A 26,671-nucleotide genomic window follows, 5' to 3' on the forward strand; every position below is an offset into this window, starting at 1 on the left:
ACCGAAGCCGCCGCGATCACCGCCACCGCCGTAGCCGCCACCGCCGCCGAAGCCGCCGCGGTCACCGCCGCCGAAGCCGCCGCCACCGAAACGGTCACCGCCGCCAAAGCGATCTCCGCCGCCAGCGTAGAACGGATCGAATTCGTCCTCACCGCCCCGCTTATTGTCGCGTCCCCTTCCGCGACGACCTCTATCAAAACCCATGTCTACTAGCGTACCTTCGCTGCGCCCCAGAAGTATTCGTCAGGCGGGCGGACGATCCACGCCAAACGTCAGGCAAACGGCTGGGCAACGCCCGGCCATCTCCTGCAATCATGACTCTTACACGACTCCAAACGCGATGGCGAACGGAAATGCGAGGTCCTTGCAGTGCTTCGCGACGAATTAGCGGTTTTTAAGCGACGAATGGGCTTGCCTGATCGACGTGAAGCGTCTTGAAGGCCGGTTTCCGGCTCCGTCCGGTCGCTCGATTACGGGAGAATGCGCAGATGTTCCGCCAAATCACCGAGACCGTCTTTGCAAGCCCGCAGATCGATGTCGACATGATCGCAGAGGCCAAGGCGCTGGGCGTGATCCGCATCATCAACAATCGCCCCGAAGGCGAAAGCGAAGACCAGACTCCCGGCGATGCGATCGAGACTGCGGCCCGCGCCGCCGGTATCGATTATGTTGCGATTCCCGTGACTCACGCCGGTTTCAGCCAGGCGCAGGTCGATGCGATGGAGCAGGCCCTGGACGTCGAAGGACCGGTGCTTGCCTATTGCCGTTCGGGCACCCGGTCGACGCTGCTGTGGGCGCTGGCTCGCGCCAAGGCAGGCGACAGCCCGGCCGTTATCGCATCGAAGGCGGCAGGCGCCGGTTATGACGTCAGCCCGGTACGCCAGCTGATCGAAATGCTCTCAGCCGGCCGCTGAACGTCCCTTTTCAGCCCTGTCGCGATTCGCCCCCGATTCGCAAGGGCGCCTTATTCGTAACCGGCCTTGAAAACGCGCTATAGCGCGTTGTCATCCTGCTCGCCTGTGCGGATCCGCACTGCCCGGTCGAGCGGGAAGACGAAAATCTTGCCATCACCGATCTCGTCATTGTTCGCATGGGCGCGAATGATCTCGACGACGTGCGCCGCCAGCGCATCCGGCACCGCGATCTCCAGCCGTAGCTTGGGCAGCATGCTCGATGCGTATTCGGCGCCGCGATAGACTTCGGTCTGCCCTTTCTGGCGCCCGAAACCGCTGACTTCCGAAACCGTCATTCCCGAAATACCCGAGGCCGCGAGCGCATCCCTCACTTCGGTGAACTTGAACGGCTTGATGATGGCCGTGACGTACTTCATCCGCGTTCCCCCACTGGCCGCACCGCCCACTTGCAGCCCTCAGGATGCGCAGCATTCCACAAGTCACGCGCATAAAAAAGGGGCCGGAGCGGCTGGCTCCGGCCCTTTGAAGGTTGTGTTCGCAGGAGGAACATCGGTTGGCGACGACGGGAGGGAGGAGAGGAGGAAGTTCCCGCCGCCGCCAAACTGGAGATTCTTAGTTGTAGGCGCGCTCGCCATGCTCGCCGATGTCGAGACCGTCGGCTTCGACTTCGGGGCTGACGCGCAGGCCGGTGACTGCCTTGGCGATGAACATCGCAACCGTGGTGCCGACAATCGAAAGGACGATCGTTGCAGCGACAGCGGCGATCTGGGTCACCAGCTGCGAGCCGATGGCGAAGTCCGCACCGCCCGGGCCGCCGAGTGACGGAGCGTAGACGATGGCGGTGCCGATGGCGCCGATGATGCCGCCAACGCCGTGGATGCCGAAGGCGTCGAGCGAGTCGTCGTAACCGAAGGCCGGCTTGATCTTCGAGACGAAGATGAAGCAGACGATCGAGGCAACGGCACCCAGCACGATCGCGCCGAACGGCCCCGAGTTACCGGCCGCCGGAGTGACCGCGACGAGGCCCGCGATGATGCCCGAGCAATAGCCCAGCGCCGAACCCTTGTGACCCGAGAACTTCTCGGCAAGCATCCAGAACAGAGCGGCAGAAGCAGTGGCCGTGAAAGTGTTGATCATGGCAAGCGCAGCCGAACCGTTGGCTTCCAGCGCCGACCCGGCGTTGAAGCCGAACCAGCCCACCCACAGCAGGCCGGTGCCCACGAACGTCAGCGTCAGCGAGTGCGGAGCCATCGGTTCGGTCGGGTAGCCCTTGCGCTTGCCCAGGATGATCGCGGCGACCAGCGCCGAGACACCGGCGTTGATGTGGACCACGGTGCCGCCGGCAAAGTCCAGAGCGCCCATCACGAAGAAGACGCCGCGCGCTTCCCAGACCATGTGCGCGATCGGGTAATACACGATCAGCAGCCACACGATGGCAAAGACCATGACGGCCGAGAACTTCATGCGTTCGACCACCGAACCCAGGACCAGCGCGATGGTGATCGCGGAGAAGGTCATCTGGAAGCAGACGAAGATAAGTTCGGAAATGACCACGCCGTCCGTGAAGGTGGCGGCGGTTGCATCGGGCGTGACGCCTGCAAGGAAGAACTTGCCCCAGCTGATGAACTGGTTGCCTTCGGGACCGAAAGCCAGACCATAGCCGAACATCACCCACATGAGCATGGCAAGCGCCGTGACGCCGCCGATCTGGGTCATCGTGGAGAGCATGTTCTTCGAGCGGGTCAGGCCGCCGTAAAACAGTGCGAGGCCGGGAAGGATCATCATCAGGACAAGGATCGTCGAGACCATCATCCAGGCGTTGTTACCAGGGTTCGGCACGGGCGCGGCAGCGTCCTGTGCGAAGGCAGCGGTGGAGACGGCAAGCGACGTTACCGTCGCCGCGATGCCACCAAGAAACTTGCGGTTCATCATGAGTGCTCCCCTCAGAGCGCGGTGTCGCCAGCCTCGCCGGTGCGGATACGCACGGCCGAAGCGAGGTCCAGGACGAAGATCTTGCCATCACCGATGGCCTCGGTGCTTGCGACCTGCTGGATCGTCTCGACGATCTTGGGCGCCAGATCGTCGGGTGCAGCGACCTCGATCTTCACCTTGGGCAGCATGTTGGTCGAGTATTCGGCGCCGCGGTAGATCTCCGTCTGACCCTTCTGGCGACCGAAGCCCTTCACTTCCGAAACGGTCATGCCGGCGACGCCAATGCCCCCAAGCGCCTCCCGCACTTCGTCCAGCTTGAAGGGCTTGATGATGGCGATGATGAACTTCATGCCTATCCCCTGTTAGCCACCGGCCCCAGCGCCGGCTAACAATGACTAAGCAAGGGGTGTGCCAATTTACCAATCGGCAAAAATCAGTGGCGATTCAGCTGGTGGATAATCCGTAGATCGCGCTCAAGGCACGCAACACCGCTCGATTCATGAGCAGTTGCCTAAATTTTAGGCAGTGCAAGCGAGGCACAGACGGGCAGATGGTCAGATCCTATCGCCGATAACGGACTGTGATGCACATTGGTTCCCAGGATTTCCCACTCGGCGGACACAACAATGCGATCAAGCAGCGCCATCGGCCGCCGAGACGGAAAACTACGGCCCGGCGCCAGAACCTGCCAGCCTTCGCCGAACTCCCGCAGGCAGCCGCCACGCTGCGCCCATTCATTGAGATCGCCCATCATCACTGTCGGCACCCGCTCGCCGCAGTCAGCGCAATGAGACAACACGGAACGGACCTGATGCCGCCGCCGAATGCCTGACAGATCAAGGTGCATGCCGACCACCCGCAGCCGCCGCCCTTCGACCATGAGGTCCGCCCGCACCGCGCCGCGCGGCTCCAGCACGGGCAGCGGCACCGGCGCGGCCTCGACCAGATCGATGCCCTTGCGCACGAGGATCGCGTTACCGTGCCAGCCAAGGCTGTCAGGCTTCATCGACATGGGCACGGCGACATAGTCGGTCGCCGCATGAATCGCTTCAAGCGGCAGTACCGCCATACGGCGGCCATAGCGACGGTCGACTTCCTGCAGGGCGACGATGTCGGCATCGACCTCGCGCAGCACGGTCAGGATGCGATCGGGGTCGCGCCGCCGATCGAGACCGACGGCCTTGTGGATGTTGTAGCTGGCGAACTTGATCTGCAACGAAAAGGCTCCGGCGGGGTGGCCTCTTTAGCAATCCGTCGAAGCGCCGTCAGGTTCCTTCGTGACCGTTATGGTCGCGTTAGGTGCCGCTGTGTGCAGTCTGAGTGCCGTTACGTGCGTTCAGCGTTCCTTGGTGGCGCTAAAGGTCAGGTCGGGGTTGCGTTCCTGCTGATAGCCCACATCCCAGGCCGACCGCGCCATGAACACCGGGTCGCCATCACGGTCGCGCGCCAGGCTCATCTTGTTGAAATCGCCGAATTCTCTCAGCGCCTTGTCATCACCCTTGAGCCAGCGTGCGGTGTCGAACGGGGCAGGTTCCAGCACGGCCTCGACCTTGTATTCGGCCTCGAGACGGCTGATCAGCACGTCAAGCTGCAACTGGCCGACAACACCGACCACCCACTGCGAACCGATCTCCGGGTAGAAGACCTGGATCACACCCTCTTCCGAAAGATCGTCGAGGGCCTTGCGCAACTGCTTGGCTTTAGTGGGATCTTTCAGCGCAACGCGGCGCAGGATTTCCGGCGCGAAGTTGGGCAGGCCGGTAAAGCGCACGTCGTTCTTCTCCGACAGCGTATCACCCACCCGCAAAGTGCCGTGGTTGGGAATCCCGATGATATCGCCAGGCTCGGCATTGTCCGCGATCTCGCGGTCCTGCGCGAAGAACAGGATCGGCGAATGGACCGCGATCGGCTTGCCCAGACCTGACGGCGTCAGCTTCATCCCGCGCTTGAAGGTGCCGGAAACCAGCCGCATGAAGGCGATACGATCGCGGTGCATCGGGTCCATGTTGGCCTGCACCTTGAAGATGAAGCCGGTGACTTCCTTGTTATCCGGCTCGATCATGCCCTGCTCAGAAGGCTGCGGGCGCGGCGGCGGAGCATGGCGCGAAATCGCGTCTATCAATTCCATGACGCCGAAATTCTTCAATGCGGATCCGAAATACACCGGCGTAAGGTCACCGGCCCGGTAAGCATCCACATCGAATTCAGGATAGCCCGCCTGCGCCAGTTCCAGTTCTTCCGCGACCGCATCAGGCAGCGCAGCGCCGTGATCGATCTTGCCGAGAAACTCCTTCGACGCGCCTTCGGGGCGGCTGATACCGCCACTCTTGATATCGAGAATGCCCTCGAACACACCGCCCATGCCGACTGGCCAGGACATCGGGCAAACATCGAGCGCGAGCATATCCGCCACTTCGTCCAGCAGGTCGAAGCAGGCGCGGCCTTCGCGATCGACCTTGTTGATGAAGGTGATGATCGGCACCGAGCGCAAGCGGCAAACTTCGAAGAGCTTGCGAGTCTGCGGTTCGATGCCCTTGGCCGCGTCGATCACCATGATCGCCGAATCGACCGCCGTGAGCGTGCGGTATGTATCTTCCGAGAAGTCCTCGTGACCCGGCGTATCGAGCAGGTTGAACGTGATGCCATCGCGCTCGAACGTCATGACCGAGCTGGTCACTGAAATGCCGCGCTGCTGCTCGATCTTCATCCAGTCCGACCGCGCGCGCCGCGCGGCGCCGCGCGCCTTGACCTGTCCGGCAAGATGGATCGCGCCCCCTTGCAACAACAGCTTCTCGGTCAGCGTGGTCTTGCCCGCGTCTGGGTGCGAGATGATCGCGAAAGTGCGGCGGGACTGATGGGGCGAAGTGCTCATCGGCGCGCTTTAGGGGGGTGGGCGCAAGAAGAAAAGTCCTGCTGTATCGGGCGTGAACTCGGGGATTTGACCGGGAGGCATTGGACGGTGCAAGTCGCAGCTCAGGCCTGCGCCCGAAGACGATCAGCCTGATGCCCCGGAAAAGGAAGCAATGAGAATCCCCTGCCCCGACTTCGCGCATAACTTCGCCCCCAGCATCCTTCGCGAGTATGACATTCGCGGCACCTTCGGCAAAACGCTCTTCGAAGCGGACGCTTATGCACTGGGCCGCAGTTTCGGGGCAATCCTGGGGCCCCGCGAGAGCATAGTCGTCGGTCGCGACGGGCGGCTGAGTTCCCCCGTTCTCGAAGCTGCGCTGGTTCACGGCCTCGCAGACGCTGGCGTGAACGTAATCAGGGTGGGCCTTGGTCCGACACCGATGCTGTATTTCGCCGAAGCGTCAGTTCCACAAGTGAAGGGCGGCATTCAGGTAACTGGCAGCCACAATCCCGCCGATCACAACGGCTTCAAGATGGTATTTGCCGGAGCGCCCTTCTTTGGGGCGGATATCACCCGGCTTGGCAGCATAGCCGCTTCCGGCGCTTGCCCGGCTGCGGAACACCGGGGCGCCGTCACGCACAAGCACGTGCTGCCGGCCTATGTCGACCGACTGATCCAGGGTCTGGCCGCTTGCGATCCGTCCGGCCTCTCCCGATTGCGTGTCGGCTGGGATGCAGGCAACGGGGCTGCCGGCCCGAGCCTGGAACGTTTGCTTGCTCAATTGCCGGGCGAACACCATCTGCTTTACTCCGAAGTGGATGGCCGTTTTCCCAATCACCATCCCGACCCCACGATCGACGCCAATCTTGCAGACCTGCGCGCACTGGTCGCGGCGAAGAACCTCGACTTCGGACTAGCTTTTGACGGTGATGCCGACCGAATCGGGGTCATCGACAGCCTCGGTCGGGTTCTCGATGCAGATCAGCTGCTGCTTCTCTTCGCGCGCGATGTGCTGGCGCGCCATCCCGGCGCTCGGGTAATTGCCGACGTCAAGGCTTCGCGAACGGTATTCGACGGGATAGATACGCTTGGTGGACAGGCAGAAATGGCGCCCTCGGGCCATTCCCATATCAAGGCGCGGATGAAGGCGACCGGCGCTGCATTGGGTGGAGAAACAAGCGGCCACTTCTTTTTCGCTGACGACTGGTTCGGCTTTGACGATGGCCTTTACGCCGCGATCAGGCTGATTGCCGCCATCGTCCGGATCGGAGCCAGCGTAACGGCGCTTCGCGATGCCATACCGGCCCTTTTCAAAACGCCGGAATTGCGCTTTCCGGCCGACGATTTGCGCAAGTTCCAGGTTGTTGAGGAAACCGCGAAAAGGCTGAAGCATGCGGGCGCCCAGATGACAGAGATAGACGGTGTGCGCGTAAGCACGCCCGATGGCTGGTGGCTGTTACGCGCATCGAATACCGAAGCAGCCCTCACCGCGCGGGCAGAGAGCGACACGCCGGAGGGGCTGCAAAGGCTCCTGGCTCAGATCGACGATCACCTTGCGGCTTCCGGCCTTGTGAAATCGGCGGGACGTTAGCCATCGCGATTTGCCGTGAAACTGCATCCACTGCGGTGCTTTTAGATCAGAGTGCAGATATGTTCTCTCCGATGCACGCGATGACACCGCAGCCCGGCCAGATACCGTCCGAGATCGCTGCATGGTTCGATGCGCGTCAATGGCGCATACGCCGTCACCAATCGGACATGCTGGCGGCTGCAGATCGCGGCCATCATGCGCTGCTGGTGGCGGATACCGGCGCAGGCAAGACGCTGTCGGGCTTCTTACCCACGCTTGCTGCCTTCTGCCCATCCCGGATCGGGGCGGGAGAGCCACCAGAAGGCTTGCATACCCTTTACGTTTCGCCTTTGAAGGCGCTGGCTACCGACGTGCAGCGCAACCTCCTCACACCCGTGCAGGAGATGGGCCTGTCGATCCGCATCGAGACCCGCAGCGGCGACACCCCGTCCGATCGCAAGGCCCGACAGCGCGCAAAACCGCCACATATCCTGCTTACGACACCGGAATCGCTGTCGCTGCTGCTCAGCTACCCGGAGGCCCCGGAATTGTTCGCCGGGCTGCGGCGGATCGTGATCGACGAAGTTCACGCCTTCGCCACCGGCAAACGCGGCGACCTCTTGGCGTTGTCGCTCAGCCGCCTGCAGGCCATCGCTCCGCGCCTTCAACGCGCCGCACTGTCAGCAACGCTGGCCGAACCTGACGAATACCGGGGCTGGCTTGCCCCGTGGGGTGAGATCGACAGTGTAGAACTGGTCGAGGGCGAACCCGGCGCCGAACCCGATGTCGCCATACTCCTTCCGCGTGAAGAGCGTATCCCGTGGAGCGGTCATGCCGCGACATGGGCCATCCCGCAGCTGATAGAGCAGGTCAAGACGCATCGCACGACGCTCATCTTCACCAATACGCGCTTTCTGGCCGAGTACATCTTCCAGGAATTGTGGGATGCCAACGAGGATAACCTGCCGATCGGCATCCATCATGGATCATTGTCGCGCGAGGCACGCCGCAAAGTGGAAGCGGCGATGGCGGACGGCAAGCTGAGAGCACTGGTCTGCACCGCCAGCCTCGATCTCGGCATCGACTGGGGCGACATCGACCTTGTCGTGCAGATGGGCGCCCCAAAAGGCTCCTCACGCCTGCTTCAGCGGATCGGACGCGCCAACCACCGGCTGGATAGCCCCAGCGCGGCAGTGCTCGTGCCCGGCAACCGCTTCGAATTCCTGGAGGCATTTGCCGCGCAGGAGGCCGTTCGGGAGGGACAGCGCGACGGCGATGCCTTCCGCCCAGGCGGGCTCGATGTGCTGGCCCAGCACGTCATGGCCATGGCCTGCTGCGGCCCCTTCCGCGAAGGGGAGTTGCTTGCCGAAATCCGATCCTCGCTCAGCTATGCCTGGGTAGACGAGGCGATCTTTGCGCGCGTGGTCGAATTCGTGGCCACCGGCGGCTACGCTCTGCGCTCCTACGACCGTTTTCGCCGGATCGTGCGCGACAGGGACGGCACCTGGCGCCTGACCCATCCCGAGCACGCCGCCCGCCACCGCCTAAACGCCGGGATCATCGTCGACGCCGAGATGCTGGATGTGCGGTTTCGCAACGGCCGCTCGCTCGGCAAAGTGGAAGAAGGCTTCGGCGCAAGCCTTGAGCCGGGCGACACGTTCCGTTTCGCCGGAATGGATCTCGAAGTGGAATCGCTCAAGGATCTGGAACTGATCGTGCGCGCTGCAAAGCGTTCGGCGACGATCCCAAGCTATATGGGACAGCGCATGCCGATCTCCACCCATCTGGCCGAGCGGGTGCGGACGATGCTTTCCGACCGCGCCGGGTGGGCGCGATTCCCCGACGATGTGCGCGAATGGCTGGAAGTGCAGGACTGGCGGTCACACCTGCCCGCGCCGGGCCGGCTACTGGTCGAAAGCTTTCCCCACCGGAATCTGTCTTATACGAGCTATTATACGTTCGAAGGCTGGAACGCGAACCAATCTCTGGGGATGCTGATCACTCGGCGGATGGAAGATCGCGGCCTGGGCCCGTTGGGATTCGTAGCGACGGACTACACGCTCGTCGTCTGGAGCCTGAAGGCGGTCGATGATCCCGCCGCGCTGCTCTCTCCCGATATCCTGACGCACGAATTCGTCGATTGGGTGCAGCAATCCTATCTGCTTCGCCGCGCTTTCCGCGAGGTCGCGGTGATCTCCGGGCTTGTCGAACGGCAGCAACCGGGCCAGCGCAAATCAGGCCGTCAGGTCACCTTCTCGACTGATCTCATATATGACGTCCTGCGCAAGTACGAGCCCGATCACCTGCTGATCGAAGCGGCCTGGGCCGATGCCCGTGCCCGCATGACCGATGTGGCGCGCGTCGCCGATGTGCTTGATCGGGCCGCACGCGAAGTGGACCATGTGATACTCGATCGGATCAGCCCCCTCGCTGTGCCTGCGCTATCGATGATCGGTCGGGAAAGTTTGCCTTCCGGCGCTGCGGATGACGACCTTCTGCTCGAAGCTGAAAGTCTGGCTTCGGTTGCTATGCGCCTCGATCCGGAAGAAACAGACTGAATAGAAAACGAAAAGGGGCGGATTTCTCCGCCCCTTTGGGTGCCCCTTTCGGGACCAGTCTTTGAACGATCGGCTTACTTGCCGAAGGTCGCGAACTGTTCGTTGCCGACGAAGCCGAACTTCGTGACGGCCGAGGCCTTGATCACCTGCAGAACCTGCGCCGACAGCTCGTAGCTGGCTTCCGGCTCGGGCTGGAACTGAAGTTCCGGCTCGGGGGTCATGCGGGTGGTGGCTTCGAGCGTCTGGATCAGCCGTCCCTGATCGATCTGGGTGCCGTTCCACATGATCTTGCTGTCCTGAGTCAGCACGATCTTGTTCTTCACCGGGTCGATCGGGGGCGGAGTGTCCGTCGGAGGAGTTGCAACGGGAAGATCGATATCGATCGAGTGCGTCGCAACCGGGATGGACATGATGAACATGATGAGGAGGCAGAGCATGACGTCGATCAACGGCGTCGTGTTCATCTCCATCATCGGCGAGCCATCTTCCTTGCCGCCTGACATTGCCATGAGATGTTACTCCTGTTCCGCGCGTCAGTTCGGATCGATCGGGTTGGTGATGAAGCCAACCGTCGGATAACCCGAAATCTGGACGTTGTAGATCGCACCGGCAACGCAGCGCCAAGGCGCTTCGACGTCACCGCGAATGTGGACCTGCGGGATGAGATCCGGGTTCGCCATGAGGGCCTGCGGACCACCTTCACGCTTCACGATCGAATCGAGACGCTTGAAAGCCTGGTCGCGCAGCTCCTCGGAAGTCACCGGAGTCACGTTGTTGATGTAGATGCGGCATTCACCGCCGCGGTTCGCACCCTGGAAACCAGGTTCGCCCGCGCTCTTGCCCGCAGCGTCAGTGGTCGAGACGGTAAGGAGGAGGTTCTCCACCTTGTCCTTCGACTCCTGCGCCACGATGACGGGAATGCGCAGCTTCTCGATCGTCTGGATCGCGACCGGGACCGCGATCAGGAAGATGATGAGCAGCACCAGCATGACGTCGACGAGCGGCGTCGTGTTGATGTCGGACATCGGTGTCTCTGCACCGCCTCCGCCCGTGGATATCGCCATAGTCTTATCCTAATCCTTGCGTTGCCTGGGGGTGGACGGTGGATTCTCGCATGCTTCGAGCCACCGCCTTCTTCTTCACCCCGACGGGGGCGGATCGGGTCAGGTGAATGAACCGATCCGCTTGGGTCCCCGTGCTCTTACGGCTTGGCGGGAGCAGCAGCCGGCTTGGCGGGGGCCGGAGCAGCCTTCGCAGCGACGGCGACGGTCGGCTTGATGGCGCCCTTCGAGTTGATGTTCGCGAGAACGTCGTTCGAGAAGCCGGTCAGCAGTTCGGCGATGCGCTTGTTGCGAGCCTGCAGGTAGTTGTAGGCAAGCACGGCCGGAACGGCGACGAGCAGACCGAGCGCGGTCATGATCAGAGCTTCACCGACGGGGCCGGCGACCTTGTCGATCGAAGCCGAACCGGCAAGACCGATCGCGATCAGAGCGCGGTAGATGCCGACGACGGTACCGAACAGACCGATGAACGGCGAGGTCGCACCGACGGTGGCGAGGAAGGGCAGACCGCCGGCAAGGCGAGCGTTGATGGTCGCTTCCGAACGAGCGAGCGAACCGTGAAGCCAGTCGTGCGCTTCGAGCGAATCGGTCATCTTGGCGTGCTGGTCTTCAGCGGCGATGCCGTCTTCGACGAGCTGGCGCCATGCGCTGTTCTTCTCAAGCTTGGCAGCGCCTTCACGCAGGGTAGGAGCCTTCCAGAAGGTGGTGCGGATGGCACCGAACTGGCGCAGGATCTTCGACTGTTCGAACCACTTGGTGAACAGGATGTAGAACGAACCGAAGGACATGATGCCCAGGATGATCACGGTCGCGTAAGCGATGAAACCGCCCTGTTCGAGCGCTTCAGCGAAGCCGAACTTGTTCTGCGGCGCGCCGGCGGCGGCAAGGATGTCAACGATAAGCATGCGATATACCTCTCAAGAAGAATGCAGGATGTGATCGGCGTCCGGTCGAATTACCCAAGGACCGAAAAGTGCCGACCCCTTGGAGATTAGTTGAGCTTGTAAACGATCGCGGTCGAGTACGACGACGAGATCGCATTGCCCTGGTCGTCCAGCGCCGGGTCGAAGCGCGCATAGCGCTGCATACCGTCGCAGGCGGCCTCATCCAGATCCGGGCTGCCGCTCGACGCGGAAACCGAACAGGCCGAAACCCTGCCATCGGTACCGATCTGCACACGAACACCAACGCGGCCTTCGCGCTCTTCACGAGCGGCGCGGGTCGGATAGTTCGACTGGATACGACCAGCCCAGCTGCTCTGGCCCTTCGGCCTGACGCCACGAGCCTTCGACGGACCGGGCGGCGGCGGCGGCGGAGCCGGCGGCGGCGCAGCGGTCTGGATAACCACCGGCGGCGCCGGCGGCGGGGTGATCACAGTCTGCACCGGCGGCGGAGCCGGGGCGATGTTGATCGGCGGCGGCGGCGCCACGATAGGCGGCGGCGGCGTATCCGGCTGCTCCGGCGGAGGCGGCGGTGGCTCTTCCTCCTTCGGTTTTTCTTCCTTGATATCCACGGTGGTCACCTTGTTGATGACCTTCTTCGCCGCCTCATAGGCCAAGCCGGTGACGAGCGCATAGCCGACGAAGACATGGATCAAGGCGACAATGACAAGAGCAACAACCTTGTTGGTGCTCATCTGCTGGTCAGCGTAAGCCATTCAGACGCATCACTCCATTACCAAGCCCCGGGCAGAGGTTCCCGGAAGAACATGCCCAAAGGCGCCCATGGACTCCCCCCCGGAAAGAGGGAACCCATGACGAAACTCCAAATTACCCACCCTGACGGCTAACAGTCTGCCCATCCGACGACAATACGAAACGGGAGGCGAACCGAGGAGCTTTTGCTATTTTTGCCCCATTTTGCAGGCTTCTTAACGTCGAAGCCCACCCCACGCAACGCCTTATCGGCCCAGCAGGGGTTAACGCACGATTCATGCCCGGTTAGCTCAAATTGATCCAGTGCAATTTTGAGTTGAAACCACTCAATGGCTATAAGCCATCGCATTTCCACGGAGTTTATCGTTCATGCCCCTGATTTCGCGCCCCCTTGCAGCGGTCCTGGCAGGTACCTATCTCGCGCTGGCGCCGCTTGCAGCGAGCGCCCAGGGGCCGCTTGAGACGCCCGGCGAGGTCACATACGCCGACATCGCCGACCTTGCCGATTCGGCAGGGCTGGTCGTGCAAGTCCAGATCGCGAAAATGACCCGGATCGAGAATGAACGCGCGCGCGGTCTCACTCCGGGACACGGACGCTTCTATATAGAGGCGCAAACCAGAGCCCTTCTTGTTGGCAAGGCGCCGCTGGGCGAATCGGTGCGCTATCTCGTAGACCTTCCTCTCGACGCCAAGGGTAAGCCCGCCAAACTGAAGAAGCAGGTGGTGTTCCTGTTCGCGCGCGCCGTGCCGGGGCGCCCCGGAGAGCTTCAGCTGGTCTGGCCGACCGCACAACAGATATCCACGCCCGCGCGCGAGGCGCGGCTGCGCTCGATCCTGCAGGCGCTTGTTGCGCCCGACGCTCCGGCGAAGATCACGGGCGTGCGCGAATTGCTGTTCGTGCCGGGCAACCTTGCCGGGCAAGGCGAGACGCAGATATTCCTCAACACGCATGACAATTCGGCCGCATCGATCACCGTAAAGCACGAACAGGGGCAGGCGCCGGCCTGGGGCGTATCGTTCTCCGAACTGGTAGCCGACGTCGGCCATCCGCCTGAACCCGATACGCTCGAATGGTATCGCCTCGCCTGCTTCCTGCCGAAAACCCCTCCTGCCGGCGCCAATGTCTCGGGCAGTTTCGAGGAGCAGCAGCGTGCCCTTTCCGACTATCGGATGGTGCTGAACCAGCTCGGCCCCTGCACACGCACACTTAAGTGACACTTCGACAGGCGTTCGTGCTGGAATTTGACGACAGGCTGCCTTAGTGCCCGCTCCCGAACAAGGAGCTAGCATGGCCGAACCGCTGAATATCGCGCTTGCCGGACTGGGGACCGTCGGCACCGGCGTCGTCCGTCTTATCGAGACCAACGCCGAGCTTATCGCCCGCCGCGCCCGGCGCCCGATCCGCATCGCCGCCGTCAGCGCGCGCGACCGCACAAAGGATCGCGGTGTCGACCTTTCGCGCTACGACTGGGTCGATGACACCGCGGCCCTTGCCGCGCGTGACGACGTGGATGTCGTAGTGGAGATGGTCGGCGGCTCGGACGGGCCCGCCCTTGCCCTCGCCCGCAATTCGATCGCCGGGGGCAAGGGCCTTGTCACGGCGAACAAGGCGATGATCGCGCATCACGGGCTGGAACTGGCGGCAGCCGCGGAAGCCAACGGGGTCGCACTGAAGTTCGAGGCCGCGGTCGCCGGCGGCATTCCGGTCATCAAGGGCCTGTCCGAAGGCGCGGCGGCCAATGCCATCGAGCGTGTCTATGGCATCCTCAACGGCACCTGCAATTATATCCTCTCCACCATGGAGGACACCGGCGCCGATTTCGGCGACGTGCTCGCCGAAGCCCAGCGCCTTGGCTACGCCGAGGCCGATCCGACCTTCGATATCGAGGGGATCGACGCCGCACACAAACTGTCGATCCTGGCGGCGATCGCCTTCGGATCGCAGCTGCGGTTCGATGCGGTCGAGACGATGGGCATCAGCCGCGTCAAGGCCGCTGACATCGAGCAGGCGCGCGCGCTTGGCTACGTTATCCGTCTGCTGGGCATGGCAGGTGTGGACACAGCCAGCGGTTCGCCGCGCCTGTTCCAGCGCGTACGCCCGCATCTCGTGCCCATCGATCACCCTCTGGCTCATGTAGACGGCGCGACCAACGCGGTTGTGGCCGAAGGCAATTTCATGGGTCGCCTGCTGTTCCAGGGCGCGGGGGCAGGCGACGGGCCGACCGCCAGCGCAGTTGTGGCCGATATCATCGACATCGCCCGCGGCGAAAAAAGCGCGGCATTCTCGATGCCGGCGGGTGAACTGGAAGCTATGGAACCCGCGGCAAGCGGGCATCGCGTGGGCAGCGCCTATATCCGGTTCACCGTCCCGGACCGTCCCGGCGTGCTGGCCGACATTACCGCCGCCATGCGCGATGCCGGGGTCTCCATCGAGAGCCTGATCCAGAAGGGCGATCCCGATCAGGACGGAGAGGTTATCCTGGCGATCGTCACGCATCCGGGGCCGGAGAGCGCAGTCACCGAAGCAATGCGCATTCTTGACGGGTCGGACAGCCTGACCGCAAAGCCGCTGGTGATGCAGATCATCGGCGCCTGAGAGGAAACCGGGGGCGCCCTCAATCGGGGCATCCCTTGCCCGCACAGGTATCGGCCGTCTTCCCGGAGCCGCCACTCCGGGACGCCACGATCATGGCGCGCGCAGTTCCCCCTTTGCAATCTTGTCGGCGTCCGAACCGGCCGGAGCCTCAGGGATCGTCGAAAGATCGATGATATAGGGCTGCTCGGGCGGACAGGGCGGGATCATGCACAGTCCGCTCATCGTCGCCTTGCCTTTGAAAATCCCGTTGCCGGAAACATCCGGGGTCCTTGGCCGTCCGTCGTTGGCGCCAACGCCGGTCGGGTCATCGTCGCCGGTGGAGGGTACGCGGTACTGGTCCGGCTCGGGGGCGCAGACCACGATTTCACCCTGCTTCATCGTGCGCAGACACGCGTTGCGCGAAGTATCCTTCGTAATTCGCCCACCGGCCCCAAGCATCTTTTCCGCAATCACACGATCTGCCGCAGAAGCGCCGGACGCGTCCTGAGCAATCGCCGGAGCGGGGACGGTTATTGCGATTGCGAAAGGGTATATCCAGCTTCTCGACAATTCAAAATCCTCTGTATAAGCGGTGAAAATCTTTCCTCCCTGGATTATTCCGGAGTGAACATGTCCGAAAACACGACCCCCGCAAGTCACGTACTAGATCGCGTTCTGGTCCTCGAAATGGTGCGCGTCACCGAGGCTGCCGCCATCGCCGCGTCCAGCCTCATCGGGCGCGGAGACGAGAAGGCAGCCGATCATGCCGCAGTGGAGGCAATGCGCAAGGCCTTTGACGGTCTCTACATCGACGGAACGGTGGTTATCGGCGAGGGTGAGAGGGATGAAGCCCCGATGCTTTTCATCGGCGAAAAGGTCGGCGGCGCTCCGGGCAAAGGCCCGAAGATCGACATCGCCCTCGATCCGCTGGAAGGCACCACGATCACCGCGAAGGCGGGGCCGAACTCGCTTGCGGTGCTGGCTGCAGCCGAAGAAGGCGGCCTGCTGAACGCACCCGACGTATATATGGACAAGATCGCGGTCGGCCCCGGCTATCCTGACGGCGTGATCGACCTGGACAAGACGCCCACCCAGAACGTCGAGGCTGTTGCTGCGGCCAAGGGGGTGAAGCCTTCGGACATCATTGTCTGCGTGCTCGACCGTCCGCGACACGAAGCACTGATCGACGAACTGCGCGACATCGGCTGCGGTGTCGTGCTGATCGGCGATGGCGACGTGGCCGGTGTGATCGCCGTGACCGACGAGGATACGACCATCGACCTCTACATGGGCTCAGGCGGCGCGCCCGAAGGCGTGCTTGCCGCAGCGGCGCTGCGCTGCGTCGGCGGCCAGTTCAACGGCCGCCTGCTGTTCCGTAACGAGGACGAGCGCAGCCGCGCCCGCAAGTGGGGCATCACTGACCTCGACAAGATCTACAAGCTTGAAGAACTGGCCAAGGGAGACTGCATTTTCGCCGCCACCGGCGTGACCAGCGGGTCGCTGCTTGACGGCGTAAAGCGCCGCAAGGGCGGCATCATGACTACAGAAAGCGTCGTGATGCGCGCCAGTTCAGGCACCGTTCGCTGGATCAAGGGCGAACACCGGATCTGACCCAACCCTTTGGTTGAAATATGAAAGGCCAGGCCCGCGCCGGCGCGAGTGGCCTTTCGACCGCCCCGATCCGGCGCTCTGGCAAGGTGAAAACCCAAGGCGGACTATTGCATTCCCGCGACTCCGGGCTACAGGGCCGGTCCCAACGACCGACCGTCCAGGCACCGTCACGGGGATTCGCAAATGAAGATCATGTCCGGCAACAGCAACCTGCCGCTCGCACGCGCGATCGCAGGCTATCTTGAACTGCCGCTCACCGACGCCGCCGTCCGCCGCTTCGCGGATGAGGAAATCTTCGTGGAGATCCACGAGAACGTGCGCGGCGAAGACGTCTTCGTGGTCCAGCCCACTAGCTACCCCGTCAACGACAACCTGATGGAACTGCTGATCTGCATCGACGCACTGCGCCGCGCATCGGCCAAGCGCATCACCGCAGTGGTGCCCTACTTCGGTTACGCCCGTCAGGACCGCAAGCCCGGCCCGCGCACCCCGATCTCGGCCAAGCTGGTGGCCAACCTGCTGACCGAAGCAGGCGCCGACCGCGTTCTTTCGGTGGATCTGCACGCCGGCCAGATCCAGGGCTTCTTCGACATCCCGACCGACAACCTGTTCGCCGCGCCTGTCATGGCCGCCGACATTCAGGCCCGCTACGGCGACCAGTCGCTGATGGTGGTTTCGCCTGACGTGGGCGGCGTGGTTCGCGCCCGCGCGCTGGCCAAGCGCCTCGACAACGCGCCGCTCTCGATCGTCGACAAGCGCCGGGACAAGCCGGGCCAGTCGGAAGTCATGAACATCATCGGCGATGTGAAGGGTCGCGCCTGCATCCTGATCGACGATATCATCGATTCGGGCGGTACCCTGTGCAACGCCGCGCAGGCCCTGATGGAAGCGGGTGCAGTCAGCGTCACTGCCTACATCACGCATGGCGTGCTGTCCGGCGCGGCCGTCAGCCGCGTCACCAACTCCGCCCTCAAGGAACTGGTCATCACCGACTCGATCCAGGCGACCGAGGCGGCCAAGGCTTCGGACAAGATCCGTATCCTGACGATCGCGCCGCTGATCGGCGAGGCCATCCGCCGTATCGCTGACGAAAGCTCGGTCTCCAGCCTCTTCGACTGATCACGACACTTTCCATTGCCGGAAATGCAAAGAACCCCGGAAAAGCAGCGGCCTGCTTTTCCGGGGTTCTTCGTTTTCACACCTCTTGCCGGTTATTTCCGGGGCCGAATTACTCCCAGGGCCTCGCCTGCCCCGGCTCCAGCCGGTGCAGCGCCTCAAGCCGCCGCGCCTGCCGGGATTCGAGCGCCAGTGTCAAGATCGGCTGCGGGCGGGTCACGAACCGACGCGGCGACATGCCGAACAGTTCGGTGAATTCGTGGATGAGGTGGCTTTCGTCATAATAGCGCAAGGCGATCTCGTCGCCCTCACGCGAATCGGCGACACCGCGCAGATGGCTGGCCATATCGAGGGCTCGGGCCCGACGCAGCACCTGCTTGGGCGGCATACCGAAGTCCCTGCTGACCACACGCTCCAGCTTCCGGCGATCGACCCCGCATTCTTCCGCTGCATCGCTGACGGAAATAGCCGGATTACGCAGGCTGATCTCCTCGAACCGGGCCGCGAGGGGGTTGGGCAAGGCCCCGCCCAGTTCCTTGATCTGCCCCCTGACGACATCCTCAATGGCCTGCAGCCATTCCTCCGGGCTTGCTTCAGGCTTCAGCGCGGCCATGAAGTCTTCCTCAGGACCGGAAAGAGCATCGGTGGAAACGATCCTGTCAACGAACTTGCCAACGTGCGGCAGGTTCAGGGAAGTGCCCGTACCCGGCCGGATGGCAAAGCCCACGCTGATGAAACTGCCGGTTACCGAGATCGGCATGCGCCGCGAATGCGGGCCGAAATAGAAAGCTCCGCGCCGGGTCGTGATCTGCCCGTCCACCGTCTGCGCCACCCAATTGCCGGCAAGCTGAATTCGCACGGTGCTGGTATCCGTGAACAGGCCGCAGGATAGGGTGTAATCTTCAGGCAGATCGACTTTCGTCACGTACAGTCGCCCAAGCCAGGGCGCCAGATCCGGCGACGGCGCACGGTTGTAGGACAAAGGCTGTCCGTCACGGGTCATGCCCTGCTGCGGCTCGATCGTCGGATCGAGCGCAGGGCGGGTTTTGCGCTGCATGATTACTCTGGCTTAAAAGATGCCCCTGAAACGCGATAATTGCGCAAACCCCCGGGGGCAATGCGAGAAAAACTATGGGAGCGGGTAGCTGCCTAGTATTTTCTTGCAGGTATCACTCCTTAGCCAAGGAACTTGACCGGATCACCGTCAAGGAGGCACAGCAGATGGCATGAAACTCGATCAGGACATCGCCCTCGCGCTTCGCCTTGCCGACGCAGCCGGTGAAGCGATTCGCCCCCACTTTCGCACCGGCCTGGCTGCCGACCGCAAGTCTGACGCCTCGCCCGTCACCGTGGCGGACCGGGCCGCGGAAGAAGCGATGCGCCGCATTCTCAAGGCAGAAGCCCCGCGCGACAGCATCATCGGGGAAGAATTCGGCACCGAAAGCGGCGGATCGAATCGGACGTGGGTGCTCGATCCGATCGATGGCACCGTGTCCTTCATCGGTGGCCGCCCCACCTTCGGCACTCTGATCGCGCTTCTGGTGGACGGCTGGCCTGTCCTGGGCATCATCGACCAGCCCATCCTCAATGAGCGCTGGGTGGGCGCGAGCGGCCATGCCACCACCTTCAACCGCCGCGAAGTGCGCACCCGCCCCTGCCGCGAACTGTCGGACATGATGCTCGCGACCACCGGGCCGCAGTATTTCGACGACCATCAAGGCGACCACTTCATGGCTCTCGCCGCGAAGACCGATCACAAGCGCATGATGTTCGGCGGCGATTGCTACAATTACGGTCTGCTTGCCAACGGCCACATCGACCTTGTCTGCGAAGCCGGTCTCAAGCTGCACGACTGGGCAGCACTGGTCCCGATCGTCGAGGGCGCGGGCGGCATCATGTGCGACTGGAATGGTGAACCGCTCAACGCAGATTCGGGTGGCGAGGTGCTGGCGATCGGCGATCCGGCCCGCCTGGAAGACGTGATCGAAGCCATGGCCTGCCACCATCACGACTGACCTGAAGTTCTTCTTCTACGGCACGCTACGCCCCGATGCAGCCACTGCGATGGCGCATTGGATCGCCGAACGCGTGACCCGTGCGGAACGCGGGTCGGTGCCGGGCAGGCTGTACGCGCTACCCGACCGGCACGGATGGTATCCAGCCCTGATGCGCGGCGCAGGCCGCGTGTGGGGTACTGTGTGCCACCTGCGTCTGAGACACGGTGATCTGGCGCGGCTCGACAGTTACGAAGGACCGGAATACCGGCGCGTCACGCTTCCGGTGCGCACGGATGGCGGCGCGCGAACGCCTGCGCAGGTCTACGTCTGGCGTGGTGCCTGCCGGGGTGGCCACCTCATCGGGGCGGACTTCCTCGAATGGCTGCGCGCCTCACGTCATAAGGCTTACTCGTCGCTTGCCTTTCGTGCGCCCAGCCACTAAGGGCGCGTCCTTCAATCGACACGGTCGAGTCTTCCGCAGCGAAGATTCGCGGGTCGGCCTGGCGAAAAGGGCTGCCATGGCCGGCGGGACGTGTCCCGATCAAAGGAGACGAAAATGCCCAAGCTGAAGACCAAGAGCGGCGTGAAGAAGCGCTTCAAGCTCACCGCCACCGGCAAGGTGAAGCACGGCGTTGCCGGCAAGCGCCACCGCCTCATGAGCCATAACGGCAAGTACATCCGCCAGAACCGCGGCACCGAAGTCATTTCCGACGCCGATGCCAAGGTCATCAAGAAGTGGGCGCCCTACGGGCTCAACTGAGGAGTACTGACGAATGAGCCGTATCAAGAGGGGTGTCACCACCCGCGCAAAGCACAAGCGGATTCTGGAACAGGCCAAGGGCTACCGTGGCCGCCGCAAGAACACCATCCGCGTCGCACGCCAGGCCGTCGAAAAGGCCGGCCAGTACGCGTACCGCGACCGCAAGATCAAGAAGCGGACCTTCCGCGCTCTCTGGATCCAGCGCATCAACGCGGCTGTCCGCGCTGAAGGCCTGACCTACTCGCAGTTCATCCATGGCGTGAAGCTCGCCGGGATCGAACTGGACCGCAAGACGATGGCCGACCTCGCCATGAACGAAGGCGGCGTGTTTAGCGCCGTCATCGCGCAGGCGAAGGCAGCTCTGCCGGCGGCGGCGTAAGCCACCGCACGCGTAAAGCTCCTCAGCTTCATCGCGCGATTTCAAAGGGCGTGGATGGCATGTGCCGTCCGCGCCCTTTTCGCGTTTGCGACCTTCATGCGTTGCGGTTCGGCTGATGGCCCCTTAAGGACGCGGCGCAGCATTCATCCTCATTCAGACAGGCAGACGACCAGTGGACCACGCAGCAACCGGCCAGGAGGCGCTAGCCCGCATCGCGGGCGCCGATGATCTCGATACGCTGGAGGCCCTGCGCGTCGAATTTTTGGGCAAACAGGGCTCGATCTCGGGCCTGCTCAAGACGCTTGGCAAGCTCGACCCCGAAGAGCGCAAGGTCGAAGGCCCCAAGATCCACGCCCTGCGCGAAAGCGTGAGCGAGGCGCTCGCCGTCCGCAAGGACACCCTCGAAACCGCCGCACTCGACGCGCGCCTTGCGGCCGAGACGATCGATCTTTCGCTCCCGGCGCCCTCTACCCCGCGCGGCGCGGTCCACCCGGTTTCGCAGGTGATGGACGAACTGGCGGAAGTCTTCGCCGACCTTGGCTTCGCCGTGGCCACCGGGCCGGAGATCGAGGACGACTGGCACAACTTCACCGCGCTCAACATGCCCGAAAGCCACCCGGCGCGCGCGATGCATGACACGTTCTATTTTCCGGACAGGAACGATGACGGCCGCGAGATGCTGCTGCGCACGCATACCTCGCCGGTGCAGATTCGCTCGATGATCCAGCAGGGCGCGCCGATCCGCATCATCGCGCCGGGCCGCGTCTACCGTTCGGACAGCGACGCCACGCACACGCCGATGTTCCACCAGATCGAGGGCCTCGTCATCGACAAGGGCATCCACCTCGGCCACCTGAAGTGGACGCTGGAAGCCTTCCTCAAGGCATTCTTCGAGCGCGACGACATCGTCCTGCGGCTGCGCCCCAGCTACTTCCCCTTCACCGAACCCTCGATCGAGGTGGACGTGGGCTATTCCAGCCAAGGCGGGCGCAGGGTCGTCGGCGGGTCGGGCGATGCGCCGGGCCATGCCTGGATGGAAGTGCTGGGTTCGGGCATGGTCAATCGCCGGGTAATCGCGGCGGGCGGTATCGACCCCGACGAATGGCAGGGCTTCGCCTTCGGCATCGGCGTCGATCGCCTTGCCATGCTCAAGTACGGGATGGACGACCTGCGCGCCTTCTTCGACGGCGATGTGCGCTGGCTCTCCCACTACGGTTTCTCCGCCCTCGACGTGCCGACCCTTTCGGGCGGCGTCGGTACACCGGCCTAAGGCGGGAAGGATACAAAGATGAAGTTCTCTCTCTCCTGGCTCAAGACGTACCTGGAAACCGAAGCGACGATCGAGGAGATCGCTGCCAGCCTCAACGCCATCGGCCTTGAAGTCGAAGGCATCGAAGACCCCGCCGCGAAGCTGGAAGGCTTCCGCGTGGCAAAGGTGCTCACGGCTGAAAAGCACCCGCAGGCGGACAAGCTGCAGGTGCTGACCGTCGATACCGGCGACAAGGTGCTCACCGTGGTCTGCGGCGCGCCGAACGCGCGAGCGGGGCTGGTCGGCGTGCTCGGCCTGCCGGGCGCGGTAGTGCCGGTCAACGGCATGGCGCTGAAGGTTGCCGCCGTGCGCGGCGTCGAATCGAACGGCATGATGTGCTCCACGCGCGAGCTGGAGCTGGGCGAAGACCACGACGGCATCATCGAACTGCCTGAGGATGCGCCGGTCGGCACGCCTTTCGCGCAGTATCACGGCGCCGATCCGGTCATCGACGTGGCGATCACCCCCAACCGCCCGGACTGCATGGGCGTCTACGGCATCGCGCGCGATCTCGCGGCGGCGGGTCTTGGCTCACTGAAGCCCATCGTCGCGCCTGAGGCAGCCGGCACGTTCCCGTGCCCCGTCGAAGTGCGCACCGACGACGCCGAGGGTTGCCCGGCATTCTACGGCCGCGTCATCAAGGGCGTAACGAACGGCCCCTCGCCGCAGTGGCTGCAGGATGCGCTCAAGTCTGCAGGCCAGCGTCCGATCTCGGCGCTGGTCGATGCGACCAACTACGTGATGCTCACGTATGGTCGCCCGGCGCACGCCTATGACATTGCCAAGCTGACCGGCGCCGTCGTTGCCCGTCGCGCCGTGGAAGGCGAGACCGTCGAGGCGCTGAACGAGAAGACCTACACCCTAGACGCCGAGATGACCGTGATCGCCGACGACAGCGGCGTCCACGATATCGCGGGCATCATGGGCGGCCAGCACTCGGGCTGCACCGAAGCCACCACCGACGTCCTGCTTGAAATCGCCTACTTCGATCCCGAGCGCATCGCCAGGACCGGCCGCAAGCTGAACCTCACCTCCGACGCGCGTGGACGGTTCGAACGCGGGATCGACCCGCAGTTCCTCGACACCGGGCTGGCCCTGCTGACCAACCTGATCGTCGAGTTGTGCGGCGGCGAAGTGTCAGAGATCGTGCGCGCGGGTGCCGCTCCGGGCACGCCCAAGATCGTCCACTTCGCGCCCTCGCTGGTCGAGAAGCTGGGCGGCGTCACCGTCACTCCCGGCGAACAGCAGCGCATTCTCGAAAGCCTCGGCTTCTCGGTGGTCGAGGGCGACGACTGGGCCGTCACCGTCCCCGGCTGGCGCCCTGACGTGGACGGCGCCCCCGACATCGTAGAGGAAGTCGTGCGTATCCACGGCCTCGACAAGGTGGAGAGCGTGCCGCTTCCCCGCGCAGACGGCGTGGCAAAGCCCACCGCCACCCCGGCGCAGGCGCAGGAGCGCCGCGTTCGCCGTGCCGCTGCTGCGCGCGGGCTGCAGGAAGCCGTCACCTGGTCGTTCCTGCCCGAACCCGCTGCCGAAGCCTTCGCCGAAGGTCCGCTGTGGGTGCTCGCCAACCCGATCAGCGAAGACATGAAGGCCATGCGCCCCTCGCTGCTGCCGGGCCTGCTGATGGCGGCCAAGCGCAACCTCGATCGCGGTGCGGCATCGTTGCGCCTGTTCGAGATCGGCCGCCGCTACCTGCGTGGGAACGGCGGCATCAGCGATGAACGCCTGACGCTGGGCGTCGTCCTTGCGGGCGAGAAGACCGCACGTGGCTGGGCGACCGGCAAGGCGACTTCGTTCGATGCTTACGATGCCAAGGCCGAAGTGCTGGCGCTGCTGGCCGAAGCCGGTGCCCCAGTCGACAAGCTGCAGGTCATGGGTGAGGCCGGCCCCCAGTTCCACCCCGGCCAGTCGGCCACGCTGCGCCTCGGCCCCAAGACGGTGCTGGCGCGCTTCGGCATGCTGCACCCCAAGACCGCAAAGCAGTTCGACGTCGATGGACCGGTGGCGGTTGCGGAACTCTTCCTCGACGCGATTCCTGGCAAGAAGGGCACACCCGGCTTTGCCCGCGTCTCTTACGCGCCGCCGGCGCTGCAGGCGGTAACGCGCGACTATGCCTTCCTGGTGCCCGCCGATCTGCCCGCGGGCGATCTGGTGCGCATGGTGCAGGGGTCGGACAAGGCAAACATCGTTGCCGTGCGCCTCTTCGACGATTTCCGCGGGGCCGGCGTGCCCGAAGACCAGAAGTCGCTGGCGCTGGAGGTCACCCTCCAGCCAATTGAGGCCAGCTACAAGGAAGCCGACCTCAAGGCTATCAGCGAGAAGGTGACCGCAGCTGCGGCCAAGCTTGGCGCAGTGCTGCGGGGGTAATGCTGCTCGAACTCCGTCATTCCCGCAAAGGCGGGAATGACGGGACGGGGCAAGGACGTGTATCATGACGGAGATTGCCGGTGCCTGACGTGGACTTCGTGACCATTTCCTCCGGCGATCTTACCGCCCGGATCAACCCGCTTGGCGCCGAACTCTGGTCGCTCACCGACAGCTTCGGCCGCGAATACATGACCAACGCCGATCCGGCATTCTGGACCGGCCACGCACCTCTGCTGTTCCCGATCGTCGGCGCACTGAACGGCAATCGCTTCCGGCTGGACGGCGAGGAATTTTCGCTGCCAAAGCACGGATTCGCCCGCCACGCCATGTTCGAAGTGCTGGAAGCAGGCCCGGACATCGCCCGCTTCGCCATCTTCACCGGAGACGCAAAGGGCGCATATCCCTTCGCCTTCGTGCTAGAGATGCGCTTCCGGATCGCGGGCACCACGCTCTCGATGGAAGCCATCGTCCAGAACCACGAAGACGAGCCGATGCCCTTCAGCTTCGGCTTCCACCCGGCATTCGCCTGGCCTCTGCCGGGAGGCGCGGCCAAGGCCGACCACGTCATCGCCTTCGAACAGCCCGAACCGCAGCCCATCCGCCGCATCGACGGCGCCAGCGGCCTGCTGCTGCCCGAACCGCTGGCAACGCCCGTCGACGGGCATATCCTGCCGCTGGACGGCGCGCTGTTCGAGGAAGACGCGCTGATCTGGGACCGCCTTTCCAGCCGCGCGCTGACTTACGGAGCGCCGGGCGGAACCCAACTGGCGATCGCCTTCCCGGACACGCCGATGCTGGGCATCTGGCAGAAACCCGGTGCGTCCTACTTGTGCATCGAGCCATGGCAAGGCCATGCCGACCCGCTTGGCTTTACCGGCGACTTTCGCGACAAGCCCGGCGTTGTCACGCTGCCGCCCGGCGAAGGGCGCAGCTTCCGCATGGATGTGACCGTCCTTTCCGCAGACTGAAGGAACCTGCCCCATGAAGACCGTCCTTGTAACCGGCGCCACCTCCGGGATCGGCGAAGCCTGTGTCCGCGCCTTCACCAAGGCCGGCTGGCGCGTCGTCGGCACCGGCCGCCGCGCCGAACGGCTGCAGGCACTGGTGGACGAACTGGGAGCGGACGCGTTCCACCCGGCCGTCTTCGACGTGCGTGACGAAGCCGCCCGCGATGCCGCGCTGGCCGCCCTTCCCGGCGACTTCGCGCAGATCGATTGCCTGGTGAACAACGCGGGCCTCGCCCTTGGTGCCGCCCCTGCGCAGGTTTCCAGCCTCGATCAGTGGAAGACAATGATCGACACCAACGTCACCGCGCTGGTTTCCCTCACTCACAAGCTGCTGCCGGGCCTTATCGAGCGCAAGGGCGCGATCGTGAACCTGTCCTCGGTCGCGGCGACGTACCCCTACACCGGCGGCAACGTCTATGGCGGCACCAAGGCCTTCGTGCGCCAGTTCTCGCTGGGTCTGCGCTCTGACCTCAACGGAACCGGGGTGCGCGTAACCTCGATCGAGCCGGGAATGGTCGAAACCGAATTCACCGTGGTCCGCAACGGCGGCGATCAGGGTGCTTCTGACAAGTTCTACGCAGGCGTCGACCCGATGACCGGGGACGACATCGCCGGGACCGTGCTGTGGGTTGCCACGCTTCCCCCGCACGTCAACATCAACACGCTGGAACTGATGCCGGTGAACCAGTCGTTCGCGGGTTTCCAGGTCTCACGCACCAATTAATCGGCGCAAAGCAGCCCCAGCAGCAGGTCGCGCGCGGCATTGGCCTCGTGGACCTGCTCGGAGCTGCCGCCACGGTCAGGGTGGACCAGCGCGATGCGGCGACGATGCGCCTCCACGATCTCGCGACGATCCGCCCCGGCGTCCACGCCCAGCAGCGCCCGCGCCTGCGCCGTCTCGAAGGACGGGCCAGCCACCTTGCGCTTCTTTTCCCACGGCCAGCGACCAAGAAGCATCCGGCAGACGATGCAGCCCAGCGCAATCAGCCAGAGCAGCTTGATCATC

Annotated in this window: 27 protein-coding genes and 1 pseudogene; 15 read left to right on the forward strand and 13 right to left on the reverse strand. The window is 63.8% G+C overall.

Features of this window, described 5'->3' with window-relative positions; translation table 11 throughout:
- Positions 1–204 (reverse strand): annotated as a pseudogene (locus tag A8V01_RS29335) (cold-shock protein); the annotation flags it as partial.
- Between the two features lie 284 nt (positions 205–488).
- Here A8V01_RS29335 and A8V01_RS16795 point away from each other — a divergent pair.
- Positions 489–914, forward strand: a complete 426-nt coding sequence (locus A8V01_RS16795; protein ID WP_103097114.1) for a protein tyrosine phosphatase family protein — start codon at positions 489–491, stop codon at positions 912–914.
- 77 nt (positions 915–991) lie between these two features.
- Here the strand turns inward: A8V01_RS16795 and A8V01_RS16800 are convergent, their stop codons facing one another.
- The 5 genes from A8V01_RS16800 to A8V01_RS16820 all read right to left on the reverse strand — a co-directional run bounded on the left by A8V01_RS16800 (position 992) and on the right by A8V01_RS16820 (position 5,718).
- Positions 992–1,330, reverse strand: coding sequence for a P-II family nitrogen regulator (locus A8V01_RS16800; protein ID WP_103097116.1), 339 nt, complete (start codon positions 1,328–1,330; stop codon positions 992–994).
- 196 nt (positions 1,331–1,526) lie between these two features.
- Complete coding sequence (locus tag A8V01_RS16805) at positions 1,527–2,843, reverse strand: ammonium transporter (protein WP_103097181.1); 1,317 nt, start codon at positions 2,841–2,843, stop codon at positions 1,527–1,529.
- A gap of 14 nt (positions 2,844–2,857) precedes the next feature.
- Entirely contained in the window at positions 2,858–3,196 is a 339-nt protein-coding gene (locus A8V01_RS16810) for a P-II family nitrogen regulator (RefSeq protein ID WP_008832047.1), read from the reverse strand.
- A gap of 161 nt (positions 3,197–3,357) precedes the next feature.
- Positions 3,358–4,062: an endonuclease/exonuclease/phosphatase family protein gene (locus tag A8V01_RS16815; protein WP_103097118.1), complete on the reverse strand. Its 705-nt coding sequence runs from the start codon at positions 4,060–4,062 to the stop codon at positions 3,358–3,360.
- Between the two features lie 120 nt (positions 4,063–4,182).
- Positions 4,183–5,718 (reverse strand): peptide chain release factor 3, encoded by a 1,536-nt coding sequence (locus tag A8V01_RS16820; RefSeq protein WP_103097120.1) that lies wholly within the window; start codon positions 5,716–5,718, stop codon positions 4,183–4,185.
- Between the two features lie 151 nt (positions 5,719–5,869).
- On the opposite strand from A8V01_RS16820, the gene pgmG reads away from it, so the two are divergent.
- Together pgmG and A8V01_RS16830 are read left to right on the forward strand one after the other, a co-directional pair.
- Positions 5,870–7,288: a phosphoglucomutase/phosphomannomutase PgmG gene (gene pgmG / locus A8V01_RS16825; protein WP_103097122.1), complete on the forward strand. Its 1,419-nt coding sequence runs from the start codon at positions 5,870–5,872 to the stop codon at positions 7,286–7,288.
- A gap of 80 nt (positions 7,289–7,368) precedes the next feature.
- Positions 7,369–9,825, forward strand: coding sequence for a ligase-associated DNA damage response DEXH box helicase (locus A8V01_RS16830; protein WP_103097183.1), 2,457 nt, complete (start codon positions 7,369–7,371; stop codon positions 9,823–9,825).
- Positions 9,826–9,899: 74 nt separating this feature from the next.
- On the opposite strand, the gene A8V01_RS16835 is transcribed toward A8V01_RS16830, so the two are convergent.
- The 4 genes from A8V01_RS16835 to A8V01_RS16850 all read right to left on the reverse strand — a co-directional run bounded on the left by A8V01_RS16835 (position 9,900) and on the right by A8V01_RS16850 (position 12,543).
- Complete coding sequence (locus A8V01_RS16835) at positions 9,900–10,334, reverse strand: ExbD/TolR family protein (RefSeq protein WP_103097124.1); 435 nt, start codon at positions 10,332–10,334, stop codon at positions 9,900–9,902.
- A gap of 24 nt (positions 10,335–10,358) precedes the next feature.
- Positions 10,359–10,889: an ExbD/TolR family protein gene (locus A8V01_RS16840; RefSeq protein ID WP_211295042.1), complete on the reverse strand. Its 531-nt coding sequence runs from the start codon at positions 10,887–10,889 to the stop codon at positions 10,359–10,361.
- Positions 10,890–11,026: 137 nt separating this feature from the next.
- Positions 11,027–11,791, reverse strand: a complete 765-nt coding sequence (locus A8V01_RS16845; protein ID WP_103097128.1) for a MotA/TolQ/ExbB proton channel family protein — start codon at positions 11,789–11,791, stop codon at positions 11,027–11,029.
- A gap of 86 nt (positions 11,792–11,877) precedes the next feature.
- Complete coding sequence (locus A8V01_RS16850; protein WP_103097130.1) at positions 11,878–12,543, reverse strand: TonB family protein; 666 nt, start codon at positions 12,541–12,543, stop codon at positions 11,878–11,880.
- A 367-nt stretch (positions 12,544–12,910) separates the two neighbouring features.
- On the opposite strand from A8V01_RS16850, the gene A8V01_RS16855 reads away from it, so the two are divergent.
- Both A8V01_RS16855 and A8V01_RS16860 read left to right on the forward strand, forming a co-directional pair.
- Positions 12,911–13,756 carry a hypothetical protein gene (locus tag A8V01_RS16855; RefSeq protein ID WP_103097132.1) on the forward strand — a complete coding sequence of 282 codons (846 nt, stop codon included), beginning with the start codon at positions 12,911–12,913 and terminating at the stop codon, positions 13,754–13,756.
- A gap of 73 nt (positions 13,757–13,829) precedes the next feature.
- Positions 13,830–15,137, forward strand: coding sequence for a homoserine dehydrogenase (locus tag A8V01_RS16860; protein ID WP_103097134.1), 1,308 nt, complete (start codon positions 13,830–13,832; stop codon positions 15,135–15,137).
- 90 nt (positions 15,138–15,227) lie between these two features.
- On the opposite strand, the gene A8V01_RS16865 is transcribed toward A8V01_RS16860, so the two are convergent.
- A complete protein-coding gene (locus A8V01_RS16865) occupies positions 15,228–15,515 on the reverse strand; it encodes a hypothetical protein (protein ID WP_245892661.1) in 288 nt (95 codons plus the stop codon).
- 231 nt (positions 15,516–15,746) lie between these two features.
- Between A8V01_RS16865 and glpX the strand changes: the two genes are divergently transcribed.
- Entirely contained in the window at positions 15,747–16,727 is a 981-nt protein-coding gene (gene glpX / locus A8V01_RS16870; RefSeq protein ID WP_103097136.1) for a class II fructose-bisphosphatase, read from the forward strand.
- Between the two features lie 183 nt (positions 16,728–16,910).
- A complete protein-coding gene (locus tag A8V01_RS16875; RefSeq protein ID WP_103097138.1) occupies positions 16,911–17,846 on the forward strand; it encodes a ribose-phosphate pyrophosphokinase in 936 nt (311 codons plus the stop codon).
- Positions 17,847–17,955: 109 nt separating this feature from the next.
- Here the strand turns inward: A8V01_RS16875 and A8V01_RS16880 are convergent, their stop codons facing one another.
- A complete protein-coding gene (locus A8V01_RS16880) occupies positions 17,956–18,900 on the reverse strand; it encodes a helix-turn-helix transcriptional regulator (protein ID WP_103097140.1) in 945 nt (314 codons plus the stop codon).
- 169 nt (positions 18,901–19,069) lie between these two features.
- On the opposite strand from A8V01_RS16880, the gene hisN reads away from it, so the two are divergent.
- From hisN to A8V01_RS16920, 8 genes are all read left to right on the forward strand, one after another.
- On the forward strand, positions 19,070–19,858 hold the full coding sequence (gene hisN / locus A8V01_RS16885; RefSeq protein ID WP_103097142.1) for a histidinol-phosphatase: 789 nt from the start codon (positions 19,070–19,072) through the stop codon (positions 19,856–19,858).
- 1 nt (position 19,859) lies between these two features.
- Entirely contained in the window at positions 19,860–20,282 is a 423-nt protein-coding gene (locus A8V01_RS16890; RefSeq protein ID WP_103097144.1) for a gamma-glutamylcyclotransferase family protein, read from the forward strand.
- A gap of 114 nt (positions 20,283–20,396) precedes the next feature.
- Entirely contained in the window at positions 20,397–20,600 is a 204-nt protein-coding gene (gene rpmI / locus A8V01_RS16895) for a 50S ribosomal protein L35 (RefSeq protein ID WP_008829613.1), read from the forward strand.
- 13 nt (positions 20,601–20,613) lie between these two features.
- A complete protein-coding gene (gene rplT, locus A8V01_RS16900; protein ID WP_103097146.1) occupies positions 20,614–20,979 on the forward strand; it encodes a 50S ribosomal protein L20 in 366 nt (121 codons plus the stop codon).
- A 172-nt stretch (positions 20,980–21,151) separates the two neighbouring features.
- Positions 21,152–22,249, forward strand: a complete 1,098-nt coding sequence (gene pheS, locus A8V01_RS16905; RefSeq protein WP_103097147.1) for a phenylalanine--tRNA ligase subunit alpha — start codon at positions 21,152–21,154, stop codon at positions 22,247–22,249.
- Between the two features lie 18 nt (positions 22,250–22,267).
- Positions 22,268–24,658, forward strand: coding sequence for a phenylalanine--tRNA ligase subunit beta (gene pheT / locus A8V01_RS16910; RefSeq protein ID WP_103097149.1), 2,391 nt, complete (start codon positions 22,268–22,270; stop codon positions 24,656–24,658).
- 80 nt (positions 24,659–24,738) lie between these two features.
- Positions 24,739–25,626, forward strand: coding sequence for an aldose 1-epimerase family protein (locus tag A8V01_RS16915; RefSeq protein ID WP_103097151.1), 888 nt, complete (start codon positions 24,739–24,741; stop codon positions 25,624–25,626).
- A 13-nt stretch (positions 25,627–25,639) separates the two neighbouring features.
- Positions 25,640–26,389 carry an SDR family NAD(P)-dependent oxidoreductase gene (locus A8V01_RS16920; protein WP_103097153.1) on the forward strand — a complete coding sequence of 250 codons (750 nt, stop codon included), beginning with the start codon at positions 25,640–25,642 and terminating at the stop codon, positions 26,387–26,389.
- Here the strand turns inward: A8V01_RS16920 and A8V01_RS16925 are convergent.
- Positions 26,386–26,670, reverse strand: coding sequence for a J domain-containing protein (locus A8V01_RS16925; RefSeq protein WP_103097155.1), 285 nt, complete (start codon positions 26,668–26,670; stop codon positions 26,386–26,388). The genes A8V01_RS16920 and A8V01_RS16925 overlap by 4 nt on opposite strands.
- Position 26,671: the final 1 nt, after the last annotated feature.

Source organism: Novosphingobium guangzhouense (assembly GCF_002896965.1).
GTDB lineage: Bacteria > Pseudomonadota > Alphaproteobacteria > Sphingomonadales > Sphingomonadaceae > Novosphingobium > Novosphingobium guangzhouense.